This window comes from Allomuricauda sp. ANG21, from assembly GCF_040705235.1.
GTDB lineage: Bacteria > Bacteroidota > Bacteroidia > Flavobacteriales > Flavobacteriaceae > Flagellimonas > Flagellimonas marina.
The window spans coordinates 486,663-504,002 of sequence record NZ_JBFCVT010000011.1; the positions used below are offsets into that span (position 1 = coordinate 486,663).

At 41.6% G+C, this 17,340-nt stretch carries 15 protein-coding genes; 8 read left to right on the forward strand and 7 right to left on the reverse strand.

The genetic code is table 11. The features are described from left to right. Positions 1 to 76 precede the first annotated feature (76 nt). Positions 77 to 1,564 (reverse strand): carboxypeptidase, encoded by a 1,488-nt coding sequence (locus AB1A65_RS10970; protein WP_366588919.1) that lies wholly within the window; start codon positions 1,562 to 1,564, stop codon positions 77 to 79. Between the two features lie 240 nt (positions 1,565 to 1,804). On the opposite strand from AB1A65_RS10970, the gene AB1A65_RS10975 reads away from it, so the two are divergent. The 4 genes from AB1A65_RS10975 (at position 1,805) to AB1A65_RS10990 (ending at position 7,553) form a co-directional block, all read left to right on the forward strand. Beyond that, a complete protein-coding gene (locus AB1A65_RS10975; protein WP_366588921.1) occupies positions 1,805 to 3,424 on the forward strand; it encodes a phosphatase in 1,620 nt (539 codons plus the stop codon). Between the two features lie 188 nt (positions 3,425 to 3,612). Continuing rightward, positions 3,613 to 5,340 (forward strand): cytochrome c peroxidase, encoded by a 1,728-nt coding sequence (locus AB1A65_RS10980; protein WP_366588923.1) that lies wholly within the window; start codon positions 3,613 to 3,615, stop codon positions 5,338 to 5,340. Positions 5,341 to 5,465: 125 nt separating this feature from the next. Beyond that, a complete protein-coding gene (locus AB1A65_RS10985) occupies positions 5,466 to 6,617 on the forward strand; it encodes a Gfo/Idh/MocA family oxidoreductase (RefSeq protein WP_366588926.1) in 1,152 nt (383 codons plus the stop codon). A 120-nt stretch (positions 6,618 to 6,737) separates the two neighbouring features. After that, positions 6,738 to 7,553, forward strand: a complete 816-nt coding sequence (locus tag AB1A65_RS10990; protein ID WP_366588929.1) for a hypothetical protein — start codon at positions 6,738 to 6,740, stop codon at positions 7,551 to 7,553. Between the two features lie 60 nt (positions 7,554 to 7,613). Here AB1A65_RS10990 and AB1A65_RS10995 read toward each other — a convergent pair whose 3' ends face one another. Then, positions 7,614 to 8,378: a TIGR02757 family protein gene (locus AB1A65_RS10995; protein WP_366588931.1), complete on the reverse strand. Its 765-nt coding sequence runs from the start codon at positions 8,376 to 8,378 to the stop codon at positions 7,614 to 7,616. Between the two features lie 3 nt (positions 8,379 to 8,381). Next, positions 8,382 to 9,044: an ABC transporter ATP-binding protein gene (locus AB1A65_RS11000; RefSeq protein ID WP_366588933.1), complete on the reverse strand. Its 663-nt coding sequence runs from the start codon at positions 9,042 to 9,044 to the stop codon at positions 8,382 to 8,384. Between the two features lie 154 nt (positions 9,045 to 9,198). Between AB1A65_RS11000 and msrA the strand changes: the two genes are divergently transcribed. From msrA to AB1A65_RS11020, 4 genes are all read left to right on the forward strand, one after another. Continuing rightward, the gene (msrA, locus tag AB1A65_RS11005) at positions 9,199 to 9,759 is read left to right on the forward strand and encodes a peptide-methionine (S)-S-oxide reductase MsrA (protein ID WP_366588935.1); all 561 of its coding nucleotides are present in this window, start codon (positions 9,199 to 9,201) and stop codon (positions 9,757 to 9,759) included. Positions 9,760 to 9,761: 2 nt separating this feature from the next. Then, complete coding sequence (gene folE / locus AB1A65_RS11010; protein WP_366588937.1) at positions 9,762 to 10,361, forward strand: GTP cyclohydrolase I FolE; 600 nt, start codon at positions 9,762 to 9,764, stop codon at positions 10,359 to 10,361. 39 nt (positions 10,362 to 10,400) lie between these two features. Beyond that, positions 10,401 to 10,682 carry a hypothetical protein gene (locus tag AB1A65_RS11015; RefSeq protein WP_366588940.1) on the forward strand — a complete coding sequence of 94 codons (282 nt, stop codon included), beginning with the start codon at positions 10,401 to 10,403 and terminating at the stop codon, positions 10,680 to 10,682. A 95-nt stretch (positions 10,683 to 10,777) separates the two neighbouring features. Then, entirely contained in the window at positions 10,778 to 11,272 is a 495-nt protein-coding gene (locus AB1A65_RS11020; RefSeq protein ID WP_366588942.1) for a hypothetical protein, read from the forward strand. A 53-nt stretch (positions 11,273 to 11,325) separates the two neighbouring features. On the opposite strand, the gene AB1A65_RS11025 is transcribed toward AB1A65_RS11020, so the two are convergent. From AB1A65_RS11025 to AB1A65_RS11040, 4 genes are read right to left on the reverse strand one after another with little or no spacing between them, the layout of a single operon-like run. Beyond that, on the reverse strand, positions 11,326 to 13,536 hold the full coding sequence (locus tag AB1A65_RS11025) for a DUF5916 domain-containing protein (protein ID WP_366588944.1): 2,211 nt from the start codon (positions 13,534 to 13,536) through the stop codon (positions 11,326 to 11,328). A gap of 1 nt (position 13,537) precedes the next feature. Further along, positions 13,538 to 14,968: a DUF3526 domain-containing protein gene (locus tag AB1A65_RS11030; RefSeq protein ID WP_366588947.1), complete on the reverse strand. Its 1,431-nt coding sequence runs from the start codon at positions 14,966 to 14,968 to the stop codon at positions 13,538 to 13,540. Positions 14,969 to 14,970: 2 nt separating this feature from the next. Then, entirely contained in the window at positions 14,971 to 16,377 is a 1,407-nt protein-coding gene (locus AB1A65_RS11035) for an ABC transporter permease subunit (protein WP_366588951.1), read from the reverse strand. Next, positions 16,374 to 17,090, reverse strand: a complete 717-nt coding sequence (locus AB1A65_RS11040) for an ABC transporter ATP-binding protein (RefSeq protein ID WP_366588954.1) — start codon at positions 17,088 to 17,090, stop codon at positions 16,374 to 16,376. The genes AB1A65_RS11035 and AB1A65_RS11040 overlap by 4 nt, the downstream gene beginning before the upstream one ends. Between the last annotated feature and the right edge of the window lie 250 nt (positions 17,091 to 17,340).

A 17,340-nucleotide genomic window follows, 5' to 3' on the forward strand; every position in this document is an offset into this window, starting at 1 on the left:
AATGTTACATTTTAAAAGCAAAAACGGCATAACTAAAATGGTTATGCCGCTATCTTGAAGAACGTATTTATAATCTCTAATACTTGGCACTCTTCCCATTGGCTTGGGTTCGTATGATAAAGTCCCTAATATCATCATTGGCCTTTTGAAGGTCTTCCCTCCTCAAATACATCATGTGTCCAGAACGGTAGCCTTTAAAATCGAATCGGTCTTTCATGCGGCCACTGGGGTCTACCTGCGACATAGTATATTTTGCTGCGAAATAGGTGCAGGCACCATCATAGTAACCCGATTGAACCAGAACATTCAAATAGGGGTTTTGTGCCATGGCCTGCCTAAGGTCTTCCCGAACATTATCGTCATCATTGTTCCACGGGTGTACTGGACCGAACATATTGTATTTGATGTCCGTCTTAAACCCAAGCTCTTCTTGTAGGTAATAATTAATGGCAGGGGTAAAGCTGTGCAACCACGAGGTCAATTCAGGGGAGTAATCTGGACTGTCCCCAAAAAGCTGTCTGTCTATCCCCAGATATCTACTATCCAATCTTCCTACGGTATACCCGCCTTTGTCCTTTAATAGCGCCTTCCAGAAAAAATCAGTGGGGACATCTAAATTGTGGTCTAAAATGTCCTTTTCCTTCAATCCAGTATAGTAGGCCATTTGCTTGGCCACCTCGTTTCGTTCTGCATCTGGAATAAACCCACCTTTGGCAATGGCAGGCAACAACGTATTAATGGTGTAATCTTCCACTTCGGGCAATACCTCCAACAAATCCTTGCTCTGCAATGCGGCCGGCAAGGCTTTATGATGCCAAGCAGCAGCAGCAAAATAGGGGAGGTTCAATGCGCTTGATACCGGGTCGTTGTCACGGAAAACCTTATAATCTGCAGGAGAAACCATGATAACGCCATTCAGGTACATCCACTGTTGGTTTTGAAGCGCCAAAGAAAGTCCCATCACACGGGTTCCTCCATAGCTTTCACCAACAATATATTTTGGAGATCTCCAACGGTTGTTTCGGGTTACGAAGGTATTTAGCCATTCTGCCAAATACTCCGTATCCGCATTGATTCCAAAGAATTTATCACGCTGTACCTTTTCACCAGTTTCCGGAATGGTTCTGGAATATCCTGTGTTTGCTGGGTTTACGTAAACAATGTCGGTCACATCCAACACAGAATAGGGGTTTTGGGCCACGCCATAGGGTTGAACGGGGTATCCCTCATCATCAATTTTAAGGACTCTGGGACCGGTGTACGCCAAATGCATCCATACCGAACCCGAGCCAGGACCTCCGTTAAAGGAAATCAGTAAGGGACGCTCGGCTCTATTTTTTACGTTGTCCCTTGTATAATAGGTATAATGAAGCGATGCAATAGGTTCACCCATTTCGTCCCATACCGGTTGCGTGCCGGTGGTGGCCGTATAATTAATATTGACACCTTTTATGGTAACTGAATGTTGGGTGGTAACCGTGGTATCAATGGGAAGTTTTCTGTTTTGGGCAATGGCAATGGTTGTGCATAAAGCTATGCTTAGAGCAAGATAAGTTTTTCTCATTGTATAAAGTTGAATTAGTCTAACGCTAAAAGTAAGTATTTTGATTGAAATTCACTCTTAACTCCGACGGAATGCGACCTTAACAATTAATAGATATTTAAGGAACATTAGCATCATCAAAACTTTACACTGTAACCTTTTCTTAAAAAAGCGTTAATCCAATGAATATATTGAGATAACCAAACTCTAAAGTGCCCTAAATAGTTTTGGAATCAAACGAAAACCTAAAACTATACAATTATGAATTTGAAAAGATTACTACTTGGGGTGGCACTGGTTTCCATGGTCAGCTTTGGATTAACCAGTTGTGACGGAGAAGACGGACGCGATGGAATAGATGGTGTTGATGGCGTGGACGGCACCGATGGAGTTGATGGTCAGGACGGTGAAGATGGAGAGGATGGTGAAGATCTTACCATTGCCGAACTTGAACCACTCATGAGTTCCGTAACCCCAAACTCTATGTTTGAATTTAAAGGTCCGTACGCTGGTACGGCTCAGTTAGAGATGATTATGTCCTCTGCAGATATTCTTCCCTCAGACCCCTCTTTTGTGTTTGGGTCGTACACTGATGGAGCAGCGCTTTATCCAGCAGAAGATGGAACTTTTGCCTTGATAAACAACTTGGAGGCAGACTATTCCATTGCTAGAATTAGAGTAGACTCAGACTTACGCCCTTTAGAAGGAGATTATATTGTAAACTCTACCGCCACAGCATTTACCGCACAGTGCTCCGGTTCTTCCATTACGGTTGAGGAGCATGGTTTTGGCCCACTTTATCTTTCCGGCGGTGAATGGGGCGGAAACGCAAAAGGAGTATACAAAATCAATCCGTTCCGTTCTACAAATGACCGGGTAGAGGCCGAAAGATTGCCAGCTTTGGGTGAGTGGTCCACCGAGAATGCCGTTGTTATCGGAAAAGATGCTTACCCCACTCAAACTGTAGTTTTTATGGGTGACGATGACAGTCAAAATGTTTATCCATCGGCCCACTTTGGCATGTACGTAGCTTCAAGGGGTGACCTTTATGGAGGCAAATTGTACGTTCTGCGTGGGAAGGACACCACTGAAACCGCTATTGGCGGAGGCGGCCTTAAATTTGAAATGGGTATGGCTGAGGACATCGAATATGATGTGGAATGGGTAGAAATGACCGAAAGGACCCTTGAAGAATTGAACCAGGAAGCTATTGATTCAGTTGCCATAGGATTCCAAAGAATTGAAGACATCGATTGGCAAAGAGGTTCTGCTGAGAACAATAGAAATGTATTCTTCAACGCAACTGGTAGAATACGTGGAGACAATCCAGATTTGGCCAATAGAGGAACTTCATTTGGTAGAGTGTACAAGTTGGAGCTCAATCCAGATGACCCAACAGGCGATGCCAAACTCACTGTGATCATTGATGGCGACCTTGAAGGCGGAAAAGGAGATGGAATGCATTCTCCCGACAACATTGTTGTAACCGAAAACTATGCCTACATTCAAGAGGACCCCAACGGTTACGCAGATTTAAATGCTGATATTCAGGGATATGCCAAACTATGGCAATATAACATCATGACCGGGGACTTTATAGAGGTCATGGAGTGTAATCAGGTAGCCGCCGCTGCCCTTGGAATCGGAGATACTGACTCTTACTGGGAAATTACGGGTATGATTGATGTCACTGATGTTCTTGGTTCAGCTGAGCCTGTGTTTATCTGTGGTGCTCAAGTACACGGATGGTCATTTGATAGTGGCAACCCTGCAACCTATAGAGCAGATGGCGCAAAGTTTGTAGATCCAACAGCAATTGATGAAGCTGCTGCCACCTTGGAAGGGTCGGTCATTTTCAAAATTACCGGTTTACCAAGATAGGCCCAGCTTAACTAATAGAATAATCTACTACGTGATAACAATAAGGTTCTCTATTCAAGGGAACCTTTTTGTTCCTTAAAAAATCCACACAAATGAGGCACCAATCCAAAAGCATATATTGTTTACTTCTTATATCAATCCTATTTTTTTCCTGCAAAAAAGAGGAGAAAATCAAAAGGGAGACTTCAATGGATAAGGAGTCTCTATTTAATGAGGACATTAGAAACCATTACTTTCAAACGTTGGACAGTGCTTCCTTTTACATCCAAAAACTGGATACTTCCAAGACAGTAGAGGAGAACAGGGTCAACTTTTTAAAGAGTAGGGAGTGGTACAAAAGGGCCGAACCCATGCTGATTGCCTATGACAATCAGAATTATTTGTCCATGAATGCGCCAAACCTTCTTAAAGTGGAGATAGATGACTACACGGACATCAAACGGTTGAAGCCAAAAAGTTATCAAGTATTGGAGGAACTTTTATATGCCGAAGATTCCATCTCCAACAAAGATGTGAATGTTGTCTTAACGTACTTAAAGGTTCGGATACCTTTTATCAGAAAGAATCATATTCTCTATACACAAAGAGATCGGCACCATTTGAAAATGATTAGGGATGCCATCGTCAACATTGCCACAAAGGGAATTACCGGATTTGATTCGCCAATGTTGTCCAATTCCTTGAATGAGGCCATTTACAACTACGAAAGTCTGGCCACTGTCTTGAATATTTATGAGGAAGCATTTCAGGATAAAACCCTCTACAACCAATGGTCGGAAGAAATTGCAGAGACCATTCAGGTTCTCCAATCCGGGAATTTTGATAGTTTTGACCGTTATGATTTTATAAAAAATCACACTAACAAACAATTGGAGCTTGTAAACCGTACCGCCAAAGATTGGGGAATCGAACTCAATACCTCAAGACCTTTAAATCCCACAGCCACGAATATTTTTTCAAAGGATTTCTTCAACATTAAAAACTTCTCATTGCAGGGGTCACCTGCCATCAATGATGAACGCATTGAGCTAGGCCGAAAGCTCTTTAACGATGAGTCCCTGTCCAACACGGGCAACATTAGCTGCGCTACATGCCATGTCAAGGAAAAAGCATTTACCGATGGGCACCCAAAGGCATTGGGCATAAACGGGGTGGAATTACAACGAAATACACCCACCTTATCCTATGCGGTGTATCAAACCACCTTATTCTATGATGGAAGGGCTACCGGCTTGGAAGATCAAATTGTAAATGTTGTAAATGATGAAAACGAATTTCATATGGATTTAAACACCATGGAAAAAAGAGTGATGGAAAATATGGAATACAAATCATCATTTGATAGTCTTTATGCCGGTAAAGTAAACAATTTGAATGTGCGTCATGCCATTGCTACCTACATTCGAAGCTTGGCCCCGTTCAATTCAAAGTTTGACAGGAATATGCAAGGATTGGAAAACTCATTGACCGATGAGGAAAAATTGGGATTCAATCTTTTCATGGGAAAAGCAGCCTGTGCCACCTGCCATTTTCCACCCGCATTTAATGGTACGGTCCCTCCAAAATATGAAGAAACCGAGTTCGAGAATCTTGGAGTTCCTAAAAATGCTAGTTTTGAGCATCCTATTTTAGATGATGACCCAGGTCAATATCATCCGTATAAAGTGGAAGAAAAACGAAATTTTTTCAAAACGGCAACGGTCCGCAATGTTGAATTGACTGCACCTTACATGCACAATGGGGTTTATGAAACCTTGGAAGAGGTGGTCACCTTCTATAATGTTGGAGGTGGGCAAGGTATGGGCCTGGATGTGCCTTATCAAACCTTACCTCCAGATTCATTGAACTTGGAAGCGCAAGAACAGAAAGCATTGATTGCCTTCATGAAAACTCTAACCGATGCTGATTTAAAATAATCAACTGTATCGATTTTCTGTTGGATATGGCATGACTATCCCATACTTTGTTAAAAAGAATGGTCATGTATGCATGTTATGGCTTTATTGTTAACTTTAAGACACACTGACTAAACATGTTATCAATGAAAAATTTATCCAGAAGAAATTTCAACACCTTAATGGCCAAAGGCATGGGAACAGCCGCAATCATGGCTGCAACCCCGTTGGCCTGTGCCATGGGGAGCGAACAGGACAAAAAGAAATTGGGCATTGCCTTGGTGGGACTGGGGAGCTATAGTACCTATCAATTGGCACCTGCCTTGCAAGATACACAGCACTGTTATCTATCTGGCGTTGTAACAGGAACACCGGAAAAAGAACAAATATGGGCGGATAAATACAACATCCCCAAAAAGAATATCTATAACTACCAGAACTTTGACGATATAGCCAAGAACGATGACATTGATGTAATTTACGTGGTCCTCCCGAATAGCATGCATGCCGAATTTTGTATCAGAGCTGCCAAAGCTGGCAAGCATGTCATCTGTGAAAAACCTATGGCGGTCAGTGTTGAAGAATGTGATGCCATTATAGAAGCCTGTAAAAATGCTGGTGTAAAGCTGGGAATAGGGTATCGGTTACAATCTGAACCATATACCAATGAAGTGAAGCGTTTTGTTCGGGAAAAAACCTTTGGGGTTGTCCGATATGTTTCAGCTGATGCAGGTTATTACTCAGGCAGTAATCCAGACCAATGGCGCTTGAACAAAGAGCTATCGGGTGGTGGAGCTTTGCTCAACATGGGCGTTTATGCCATTCAAAGTGCCATTTATGGTTCAGGACAGAACCCTATTTCAGTTACTGCACAAGAATATAGCACCCGTCCAGAATATTTTAAGGATACCGATGAGACCATTACGGCACAGTTTACATTTCCTAACGGCGCGGTTGGGAATATTATGACCTCCCACAACATCAATGCAAATAGCATGTATGTATCGGCAGAAAGAGGATGGTTTGAATTGCAACCGGCGAACAGTTATGGCCCATTGAGCGGAAGAACCTCCAAAGGTGATGTGATTGAGTTCCCTCATGAAAGTCAGCAAAAATTACAAATGGATGATTTTGCGAAACACATACTTTTTGATGCTCCGAATGTTGCCCCAGGTGAAATGGGAAAACGGGATATGATCATCTGTGAAGCCATTTATGAATCCATAGCGAAAGGTGGGCAAAAAGTTACGCTTGACTTAGAACCCGATTACGGATTTGGAGGGTTGCCAACACCTTGAAAATTTGATGCACATTTGCTAAAGTTCTATAAACCAAAGTGTACCGTTAAAAAAAGATGCTTCTGAGTACGTAAATTCCAGGAAAATTGAGTTTTTTTGTAGTAACAAATCTTATCTATTATGAAAAAACTACTAATTCCTACATTGGTCGTGCTGTTCTGTAGTTGCGACAAAGATGACCCAAAACCTGGGACTTCTTCAGAAGATGCCCTGAATGCTTTATCTGAATATGTCATTGTAAATAAGGTATTTCAGGATATTGGCAACAACAATGGCGATGCTGTGTTATCAGCAGAAAGTTCTACCTCCACTGCAAAAGCTAAATTGGGGGAAACCGTAGCCATGGATACCGAAATAACAATAGCGCCAGCAGATTTTTCAACCTTTCCCAAAACCATAACCGTTGATTTTAAAACTGGGGTTCTGGGAGTGGATGGTGTGACCCGAAAAGGAAAAATCACCATAGTTTCCACCAATTGGTATGGGGAACCCGGCAGTATTCATACCGCTACGTTTACCGACTATTACCACAACGATTATAAAGTTGAGGGAACCCACGTAGTGGAAAATATAGGCGAGAATACGGATGGTTATTTGGAATATGATGTTGTTATCCAAAATGGAAAAATCACCAAGCAGGATGGCTCGGTTATCGAATACCAAGAAAATTCCACTAGAACTTGGATAGAAGGAAAAGATACACCTTTGAATATTTGGGACGATGAATATCTGTTGGATGGCTCCCAAAATGGCACAAGTTCATCGGGTCTCGACTATACCTTGACCGTTGAAGAATCCTTACATTTTGTATTGCTTCCCCGAAATATTGAATCAGGAATTTTAGATGTTGATATTGCTGATTTTAAGGACATCAAAATAAACTATGCCAATTCTACCATTACTATTTTAGGGCAGACCTATCCATTTGTAAAATAACGAACAAAACAGGAAAAGCTTGCTGGAACTCATTCGGCAAGTTTTTTCTTTTATAATTCACTAAAACTTTTCAAAAACCCCAAGTCCAAAAAGGGCAAAATCGTATTTAACAGGGTCGGTGGGGTCTAGTTTTCGCAATTTGTTGTCCAATTCCAATAATGCTTTGGCATCGTTCTGTTTGCGTTTGAGCAATTTTAATTTCCGGGCTACATTGCCCGAGTGTACATCCAACGGACAGGACAGTTGGGAGGGCTGTAGGCTTTTCCAAAGACCAAAATCCACACCCGTATTGGAATCACGAACCATCCAACGCAAAAACATATTGATGCGTTTGGCCGCTGAACCTTTGTTGGGGTCAGAAATGTGCTTTGTGGTCCGGGGCAAATGGGGGAGTTCAAAAAATACTTCCTTGAACTTTGAAATAGCAGGCTGTAATGTATTCTTTTCCTGATTTTTACTAAACACAGTCTCTAAACCGTCATGATTTTCATAGATATTTTTGAGGCTATTGATAAAATAGTCCAAATCCAACCCATTAAAGGTACGGTGGACAAACGGAGTCAATTTTTCCAAATCATTTTGAGTGTGGTTTAGAACGAAATTATAGGGAGCGTTGTCCAAAAGTTCCATCAATTTAGAAGCGTTGTTGATGATGCTCTTTCGATTGCCCCAGGCAATGGTCGCCGTTAAAAATCCACTGATTTCTATATCTTCCTTTTTCGAAAATCGGTGAGGAATCTGGAGTGGATCATCCTCCAAAAATCGGGGGTGATTATATTGTTCCACTTTTTCATCCAAAAATATCTTCAGTTCCGCTTGGGTCATACTTTAGGAAACAATTTGGCCATCCACCATGGTCAGTTTTCGGTCTGCCATATTGGCCAATTCAAGGTTGTGGGTGACCAAGACAAACGTTTGTCCAAACTCATCACGCAGTTTGAAAAACAATTTGTGTAGATTATCAGCACTCTCTGAATCCAAATTTCCACTGGGTTCATCTGCTAAAACTACAGAGGGGCTGTTTATAAGGGAGCGTGCCACGGCTACACGTTGTTGCTCCCCACCGGACAGGGCATTGGGTTTATGGTCATAGCGGTCTTGCAGTCCCAAGAAATCCAAAAGCTCCTTGGCGCGTTTTTCCGCTTCTTCCTTCGGCGTTTTTTTGATGAATGCCGGAATACACACATTCTCTAAAGCAGTAAACTCGGGCAACAACTGATGAAATTGAAAGATAAAACCAATGTGTTCGTTCCGAAACCGGGCCAGATTCTTTTCATTCAGTGTAGTTAGGTTGGTGTCATTGATATAAAGGGCGCTTTCACCTGAATTTGATGGCAAATCCAGCGTTCCTAAAATTTGTAAAAGGGTTGTTTTTCCGGCACCAGATGCCCCGACAATGGATACCACTTCGCCTTTTTTTATTTCCAAATCGACCCCTTTTAATACTTTGAGATCCCCGTAGTTTTTTTGAATATTTGTTGCCTTTATCATGAAAATACTTCTCGTGGTGAAAATACGGAATACTGCTGAGTGAGCAAAGATGGGTCTTTGAAATAAGTTTTCCAATGGTATTACGACTATTAGCTAACGAATAACTAGCGATTCTGATGGTAGAACCATAAACTTTGTTTAACTTTGAAACTTAATGGATAAACAAAATAAATCTTTAGTTGAGACCGCCATATTTGCTGGCGGTTGTTTTTGGTGCACCGAAGCCGTTTTTCAACGACTCAATGGGGTAGTGGAGGTACTTTCTGGTTATACGGGAGGTGCCATAAAGAATCCGGCCTATCGTGAAATTTGTACAGGCAGGACAGGTCATGCCGAAGCGATTAAAATCACATTTGACCCTTCAAAGGTGTCGTATGTTGAGTTGTTGGAAGTGTTTTTTGCAACGCATGATCCAACCACTCTGAACCGTCAAGGTAACGATGTGGGTTCTCAGTACCGAAGTGAAGTTTTTTATACTTCCGAAGAACAGAAAGAACAGGCTGAGAAATTTATTGCTCTTTTGGAAAAGGAGAATATTTATGATTCACCCATTGTTACTGCCATTACTGAAGAAAAACCGTTTTATTTGGCTGAGGAGGAACACCAGAATTATTACAATGATCATAGGCAACAACCCTATTGTCAATTCATTATCGACCCAAAAATTAAGAAGCTGAACACTTATTTTTCAAAGAAGCTAAATACCACAAGTTAACTATGTCACCCTATCGAAATCTGGAAGAGTATAATATTGAAATTACCAACGAGGTCAAGGACCATTTCTCCAAAATTGTGGATGATATTGGTGAAGATGTCACTCGTGAAGGGTTAATAAAAACCCCAGAACGCGCAGCAAAGGCGATGTTGTTTCTCACGCAAGGCTACAAACAGAACGCGGAGGAAATTCTGAAGGGCGCCATGTTTGCCGAGGAATATGATGATATGGTAATCATTAAGGATATTGAGTTGTACTCTTTATGCGAACACCATATGTTGCCGTTTTTTGGAAAAGCACACGTGGCTTATATTCCCAATGGACATATTGTGGGATTGAGCAAGATTCCTCGCGTGGTTGATGTTTTTGCGAGACGATTGCAAGTGCAAGAACGACTGACCCATGATATTTTGGAATGCATCAACAATACTTTAAAACCCAAGGGTGTTGCGGTGGTCATTGAAGCGGCCCACATGTGCATGATGATGCGAGGGGTACAAAAGCAGAATTCTGTGACCACAACCTCTGGTTTTAGAGGACAGTTTGAAAAAATTGAGACTCGCAACGAATTTTTAAAGCTGATAAGTTCGGATTTATCCTGAGGATTTTCCCATTTCATGCGGATTTCCTAATTTTCCTGAATGGCAGAAGAGAAAGACCCAAAGTATCGAAATCTCTTTTTGGGATTGTTGTTTGATGGTATTGGTATGCTATCCTTTATGATTCCGGGAATTGGGGAGTTCTCCGATGTTATCTGGGCACCTATTGCGGGTTGGCTCATGACCCGACTCTATAAGGGCAGGGTAGGGCAAGCAGCGGGGTTAATTGCCTTTGCCGAAGAGCTCATCCCCGGATTGGACATCATTCCAACCTTTACACTAACCTGGATTTACACCTATTTGCTAAAGCGTGGCACATCCTAAAGTAGGTGTATTTTTTGATTTGATTGCATCAAACAAAATCGTATTTCAGTCATAGGATATCGTTTTTTTTCTCAAACTTTAGAAAAACTAAAAAAATGAAAACGATATTCTACACTTTAGCGCTTACACTCTTTATCGTAAGCTGTAATACCGAAAAGCAAGCCCTTGCTGAAAAATTTGACAAGCTGCAACTGCAACACGATAGCATTGCCCAAACACATACCGAGTTTAAATCGGTGCACGAGAGCATGTCACAGAAACATGCAGAATACAAAGCAATGTTGGACAATATGGAAGTAAAAGACTCCATGATGCTCGAAGATATGGCCAAGCATGAAACCATATTAATGCAACATGATGCCATGCTAAAAGGGCATGATGAAATTATTGAGGCACATAAAGACTTAAAAGCAGATTTTGGCGAAAAATCAGCAGCTGAAATGGAAGCTCAAATCAATGAAATGATGACCATGCATGAACAATTGATGCAAGAACATCAAAATATGGAGAAAGAGCATGAAATGATGCAAGAAGAGCATGGTGCCATCATGGCCAAAATTGACAGTATGAAAACCATGACCCCTGAATAATCCATGGTGCATTCCAAAACAAATCTAAAAGCCGCACTTATTGCGGCTTTTTTTTAGAACTGTTTCAACAAGGTAATTTTACTGATAAATTGGGTACTCTGCTGTACAGGGTCAAAAATATTGGTATGGGTGTCATTGAACACCAAATAGATGAAAGATAATGGCATGTACTCCCAACTAAAGCGTACATTCCATCGGCCTTGTTCATCAAAACTGTTATACTGATAAAAGGTAGATAGCTGTACTCTTGGGTTTAAGGCCAAACGTAGACTTCCCGTATACAGTTCAGTATCCAAATCCTCTTGAAGAATCCCCAAACCATTAATATTGTTATGCTCATAATCTGCAGTAAACGAAATATGGGGAAGTGGTGCATAACGCAGACCAGCAGTTGCCGTATTTCTGGTGCCGTTATAGAAATTCCCAAAATCGTACCCAAAAGAGGCAGAAAGTTTTTTAGATTGGTCGGAATTGTATTTAAGTGTATATCGGGTATAGTTGTAATTCCCTTCTTCAATTTGCAAACCCAAGGGGGCAAAATCAAAATTAATGTTCTGCCAAGTGGGGGTAAATGAGGCCTCAACAAAACTATTGTCCTTAAACCAGGTATAGATGGGAAAAATGTAAAGATTGGCCTGTTGGAAGTTCCCAAAATCCTCAAAATCATGAAAATAATTAAAGAAGACCCCTGGGTCCCAACGTCGAACAAAGGGCAGCCACTTTGGCCTTACAATGGCATACCCTCCAGGACTGTGGGTTACAACATCCTTTTGAAAAACAAACCCCATCCCAGGCGTATAGTCCGAACTGACTATATCGGAAATATAACCCATATAGTAGGCATTGGTACGTGAAGTAGCCGATATCCTTCCCGAAAAGCCTGTATTCCCTGTCTCACTATCCAAGGATGTGGAAAACAGGTAGGTCAATGTGACATCTGGTTTTGGACGAATCAATCCATCTATGGAGATTGTGGTATTGTCTTGACTTTCCAATCCCAAGACACCCATGGAATCATCTCTCCGGTACGTTATCATGGCGCCAATATTGTTTTCCTTGCCATAATTTTTAGTATACCGAGCAACCCCAAAAGTACTCCCTGGACTATCATCCGTCTCTCGTTGTCTCACAGCTAAGGCAGCAATTGTTCTATTCTCATCCCGGTCAGTATAACGCGCCCCAATATCCAAAGGTGCGGGTGTAGCATTAAACGCATTGGAAAGCCCAATGGTACGGCTAAAAAATGGACGCACCCTAAAGTTGCTTGCACCCGCCCAAATGCCTGAGTTTTCCAAAAAGAATTGTCGGCGCTCGGGAAAAAAGATGTTGAATCGCTCCAAGTTGTTCACGGCTCGGTCTACATCAGCTTGGGCAAAGTCGGTATTAATGGTTAAATCCAACACGGCATTGGGATTAATGGCCCATTTGACATCGCCCCCAATTTTTGGGTCACTCAATTTATCTGTTACTGTATTCCCGGTTTTATTCTCATCGTATTGGTAAAGGGCATACGGCTCAACCCGAATATTGGCTGATGGAGGAGGCACCTCAAGACCAGTAAGCTTGGCAGCATAAACCATTCTATTTTCTGAAAAAGATTGTGGAATGGCTGGAAAAACCGTTTTTTCAAAATCCTTTCGGGCCAAACGATAGAAGGTGATTCCCCAGGATACCGGAACACCTTCCTTGGGTTTGTCATACCGAATGGATTTAAAGGGGATGGCAAATTCAGCATAATAACCATCATCCATTCTTTGCGTGCGTACCCGCCACAAGGCATTCCAGTCCTCATCCCTGTTATTGTCGTTGAAACTCTGTAAATCCAATTGGTTACCATAAGGTGTTGTTTGAAAGGAAACCGCATACTGTTTCGTGTTTTGTGCATCAATTTGAATACCAAAGACATCATTGTCCCCATTGTCAAAGTCACGTCTTAAATCTTGCATTCGAACCCCTTTTTTGCCCATAGAATCTGCTGCGAAAATCCCGAAATAAAGATTTTTGTCATCATACAGCACACGTACCGTGGTAGGATTCTTTATAGGACCGCCTTGAACGGGTTCCACACGAAAGAAATTCGTGACAGATTCTGCTCGATTCCAATCGTTTTCTTCCAATCGTCCATCAATAATCAGATTTCCAATAACTCTGGTCGCTGAAATGCTCACGGGATTTTCTGGTGGCGGAAAGTTGTCAGTCTGATTTATTTGCCCATTGGCAAAAAAATATCCCAAGAGTAAAATGAATACAAGTATTTTTTTCATTTTATCCTTGGTTTAAGATTCCAACTTCCTTCCAATTTTGGGAAATCATAATACCTAAACCAAACAATCCCAACGAAATCAATAAAGCAAATGAAATGGATAGTAGTTGGTCTTGAGACTGATGCACATAATTGAAATTTGGAAGGTTGGGATAATCTTCTTGGGAAAATTCAACATTGTTGTATAAAAAGGGCATAAAATGTTCTCTCCATTCACCCGCAAAAGCAACTACCTGTTTTCTATAGCTTTCATAATCTTGAGTAGATGTCCCTGCCATTTTATTGAGGGATTCTTGAATAATGATAGCGGGAGAAATCCATTTGAGTGCACCTATCCAATCCTGTTGTCGTTGTATTTGCTCCTCATAGGTGTTGACTACGGGCCCCAATTCTTCTTTCAACAGTTTTTGCGATGCCATGTATCGGTGGTAAAAACCGCGTCTTTGTGTAGAATCATTGATGGCATATTCAGGATGGTCTCGAAGGAAATTATCCAGAATTTCATCCTGTTTTTTGGTGGCTTCTGCTTTTAGGATACGCATTTCATTGATCATAAGAGTCCTGGAGGGCATGGGGTAAAGCGTATTGCCCAATTGGTTGAGTACAGAGGGCACCAACAAAACAAAGACCACCCAAAGTCCAAGCAATGCCACCGCATTTTTAGCTGAGCTGCCCACCATCAAATTCACTAAAAAGGCAATAGCAAACCAGAAAAGCATATAGGCCAGTATCAGCCCCAACAGTCCCACAAACGATTGGAATTGTCCAAAGGGATTCATTCCTATGGCCAAAAAGGCGATAGTCAGTGCCAATACCACAATAACAGCTAACCAAAAAAAACGTAATCCCATTTTTTGCAGCAACCAAAGCCGAAGTCCAATGGGCTGTGCTGCCAACAATCTAAGTGAGCCGCTCTCTTTTTCAGAAGAAAGAATATTGTACGAAAAAGCAATGATCAGCAGGGGCAGGAGATATACAAAGACGAAAGCCAAATCAAAACTACCAAAGAGTAACTGTACCGGGCTGGTCATTTCCGTAAAATTGAGGGCAAAATCATCACCACTCACTTTTGGTTTTACGTAATGCGTAAACAGGTCTGCCTGTCCGGTTGCTAAAAAGGCCAGGGGCTGGGGTTCCATTGCCGCAACTCTTGGATGATAATTGCCTACGGCCATGGGACTGGTAGGGATGGTCCAACTGGAAGCGCTCACTTCCAAGCCTCGTTCAACCGAATCCAACAGTTTTAGCATTTTCACATCATCATCCTTTACCTCCTTTTGAGCAGCAGCAATGTCCTTTTTACGTTTCTCTACTTTTTGGGAGCCGTTATAGGTGGCAAAGCCGAACAACAACACCAAAATGATGCTCAACAATTGAATCCACCGACTACGGAGCAACATTTTAAGTTCATATTTAAAATTATAGGATAACATGGTTAGACAGTTTTAGTGGTGAATGATAAAAATGCAAAGGATGCTAGCAGCCAAATACCCAAAAGGCTTAAGTTTGAAGCATTGTTGCCAAGAATAGTATCCAGATTGGGTGGATCATATTCAAATACGGGCAAATCTTTCCAAACACTGGCATCAGCCTGATAACTCCAATCGCCATAGGAAGAATTTTCAGCAAAATTGTCATTCAAAAATTTCTGTGTCGCCACTCGATAGGTTTCAGCAGCATCCGCAAAATCCCATTGGGTTGTGTAGTCCGTATTAGCGATGGCCATGCTTAAAAATCGTGTGGGCAGAAATGGAGAAATAAATGCTAAACTTCGGTATACTTTAGACTGATTTGAATATTGGTTTTTGAGATGGTTATAGTGTTTTAAATAAACCTCAGCTTCGTGTTCCTCTCCTTTTTGCATTCGATATGCATCAAAATTGAAGGGCAATTGATGAAGGCTGTCAACCCCATATTCTTTTAAAACCTGTGCTTCTAAAATTTTGGCTTCTTTGCTCCAGGGGTTGTGCCCATCCAATCCATCTTCTTTGTCCTGCAATACATTGGCTGCAAATTCTTGACGTGTTGGATAGGGGTGTTTGCTTTCCGCGATGTTACTGGCTGCTTTTGGTGCCGCCAAACAGGTAATTATCCAAACACTTAATGAAATCACTAAGGAAATACCAGATTTCTTGGCCAATGATGATATCAACAACACAATATTGATGAAAATGATGTAGTACCCTAGGTAAACCAACATCATCGTCAACAATGCACTCCAATTGAATACACCAAAATCGTTGAGATTGCCTAAAACCAAACCTGCTACAAAAAAGAGCACGGTAGTAATTACAAAAATGGGTGTAAAGAGAGCTGTCCATTTTCCCAACAACCATTTCCAACGAGTAATACCCTGACTTTTAAGGAGTGTCAGTGTTCCCATTTCCCGTTCCTTGGTAAAGCTGTTATATCCCAACAGAATAATGAGCAAGGGGATAATGAACAGCAGAATAAAGTCAGGGGTCAAATCTCCAAAACGTGCCAAACCTGTTTGGTCTGCCGCCGCACTGAACTGAGCCTCGTTTCGGTTATGGGCTTCTAAAAAAATGGAGGTTCCTGCATATTTATCCACGCCTTGGTCCACCAAAGACAATGGATATTTAGGCTTAAAGGCATACGTTCCATAATGTGCTGCGGAATGTGGATTTTTTTCGCCCTGATTGTCCCAAATGGCACGTTCCGTAGTCTTGGCCGCGGCATATTGTTCATTCACATTTTTGTATTGGAGCGCGCTTATCCAAACCGCCATTCCCAAGAGCAAAAGCACAATGAACAATGAAATTCGAACACGGCCTTCCCGAAACAACTCTTTGGTCTCTTTTAAAAAAGTCTTGGAGATCATACTGTTACTTCTTTGTAGTTCATTGTATCCAGATAAACATCCTCAAGCTGATTAAGGGAAATATCTTCCACTACGAACTCCTGCTTCAGTCGCCCATCTTTCATAATACCGATATGGGTTCCGATTTCTTTGGCCCTAAAAAGATCATGGGTTGCCATTAGCGTAGCAACACTCTTTTTTCGCAGATTTTGCAGTAACAGTCCGAATTCATTACTGGCCTTGGGATCTAGACCTGAAGTAGGCTCATCCAATAACAAAACCTTGGCATCTTTGGCCAAAGCAATAGCAATACCCACTTTTTGACGCATACCTTTTGAAAAGGTTGAGATGCGTCTGTTGATGGCTTCCGATTGTAACCCAGATTCTTCCAAAAACTCCTTTAAAGCGGATTGCGATAATTTTTTCCCGGCAATGCCCGAGAAATAATCCAGGTTTTCCAGCGCAGTGAGGTTGGGATATAGCATTAAATTTTCCGGGATATAGGCCAAAAACTGTTTGGTGGCTTTCGGATTCTCCTGTACATTTAATTGGTTGATGAACGCACTACCCGAAGTGGGTTGAACAAAGCCCAGTAGTAAGTTTATGGTAGTTGTTTTTCCTGCTCCGTTAGCACCGAGCAAACAATAGATTTCTCCTTGTTGAATGTTTAGGTTCAATTGGTCCAATGCAACATGCTCACCATATTGCTTGGTTAGATTATTGGTATTAATCATGAGATTATACTTTGAGTTAGATATACAAAAACACCTCAAAACAGGTTTGAGTGATTATCAAATGGTAACCGGTTTTGACCTATAGGTCAAAAAATGTAAAAAAGGAATTACAAGTGTGGGGTAGGAGGGCCTCTGAGAAAATGCCCTAGCGCTATTGAAGACGGGTATAAGTCCTCGAATCTAACAGCAATAAATAAAAAAGGGATAAAATAAAAAGGGTATCCAATACTGAATTCAATGTGTCCAGTTT

Coding starts and splice junctions, on each gene's coding strand:
- AB1A65_RS10990 (WP_366588929.1), top strand. CDS start 6,738: ATGAAAAAACTACTAATTCCTACATTGGTCGTGCTGTTCTGTAGTTGC.
- AB1A65_RS10980 (WP_366588923.1), top strand. CDS start 3,613: ATGGATAAGGAGTCTCTATTTAATGAGGACATTAGAAACCATTACTTT.
- AB1A65_RS11025 (WP_366588944.1), bottom strand. CDS start 13,536: ATGAAAAAAATACTTGTATTCATTTTACTCTTGGGATATTTTTTTGCC.
- AB1A65_RS11035 (WP_366588951.1), bottom strand. CDS start 16,377: ATGATCTCCAAGACTTTTTTAAAAGAGACCAAAGAGTTGTTTCGGGAA.
- AB1A65_RS11015 (WP_366588940.1), top strand. CDS start 10,401: ATGGCAGAAGAGAAAGACCCAAAGTATCGAAATCTCTTTTTGGGATTG.
- AB1A65_RS11040 (WP_366588954.1), bottom strand. CDS start 17,090: ATGATTAATACCAATAATCTAACCAAGCAATATGGTGAGCATGTTGCA.
- AB1A65_RS10995 (WP_366588931.1), bottom strand. CDS start 8,378: ATGACCCAAGCGGAACTGAAGATATTTTTGGATGAAAAAGTGGAACAA.
- AB1A65_RS10975 (WP_366588921.1), top strand. CDS start 1,805: ATGAATTTGAAAAGATTACTACTTGGGGTGGCACTGGTTTCCATGGTC.
- folE (WP_366588937.1), top strand. CDS start 9,762: ATGTCACCCTATCGAAATCTGGAAGAGTATAATATTGAAATTACCAAC.
- AB1A65_RS11020 (WP_366588942.1), top strand. CDS start 10,778: ATGAAAACGATATTCTACACTTTAGCGCTTACACTCTTTATCGTAAGC.
- AB1A65_RS10970 (WP_366588919.1), bottom strand. CDS start 1,564: ATGAGAAAAACTTATCTTGCTCTAAGCATAGCTTTATGCACAACCATT.
- AB1A65_RS10985 (WP_366588926.1), top strand. CDS start 5,466: ATGAAAAATTTATCCAGAAGAAATTTCAACACCTTAATGGCCAAAGGC.
- msrA (WP_366588935.1), top strand. CDS start 9,199: ATGGATAAACAAAATAAATCTTTAGTTGAGACCGCCATATTTGCTGGC.
- AB1A65_RS11000 (WP_366588933.1), bottom strand. CDS start 9,044: ATGATAAAGGCAACAAATATTCAAAAAAACTACGGGGATCTCAAAGTA.
- AB1A65_RS11030 (WP_366588947.1), bottom strand. CDS start 14,968: ATGTTATCCTATAATTTTAAATATGAACTTAAAATGTTGCTCCGTAGT.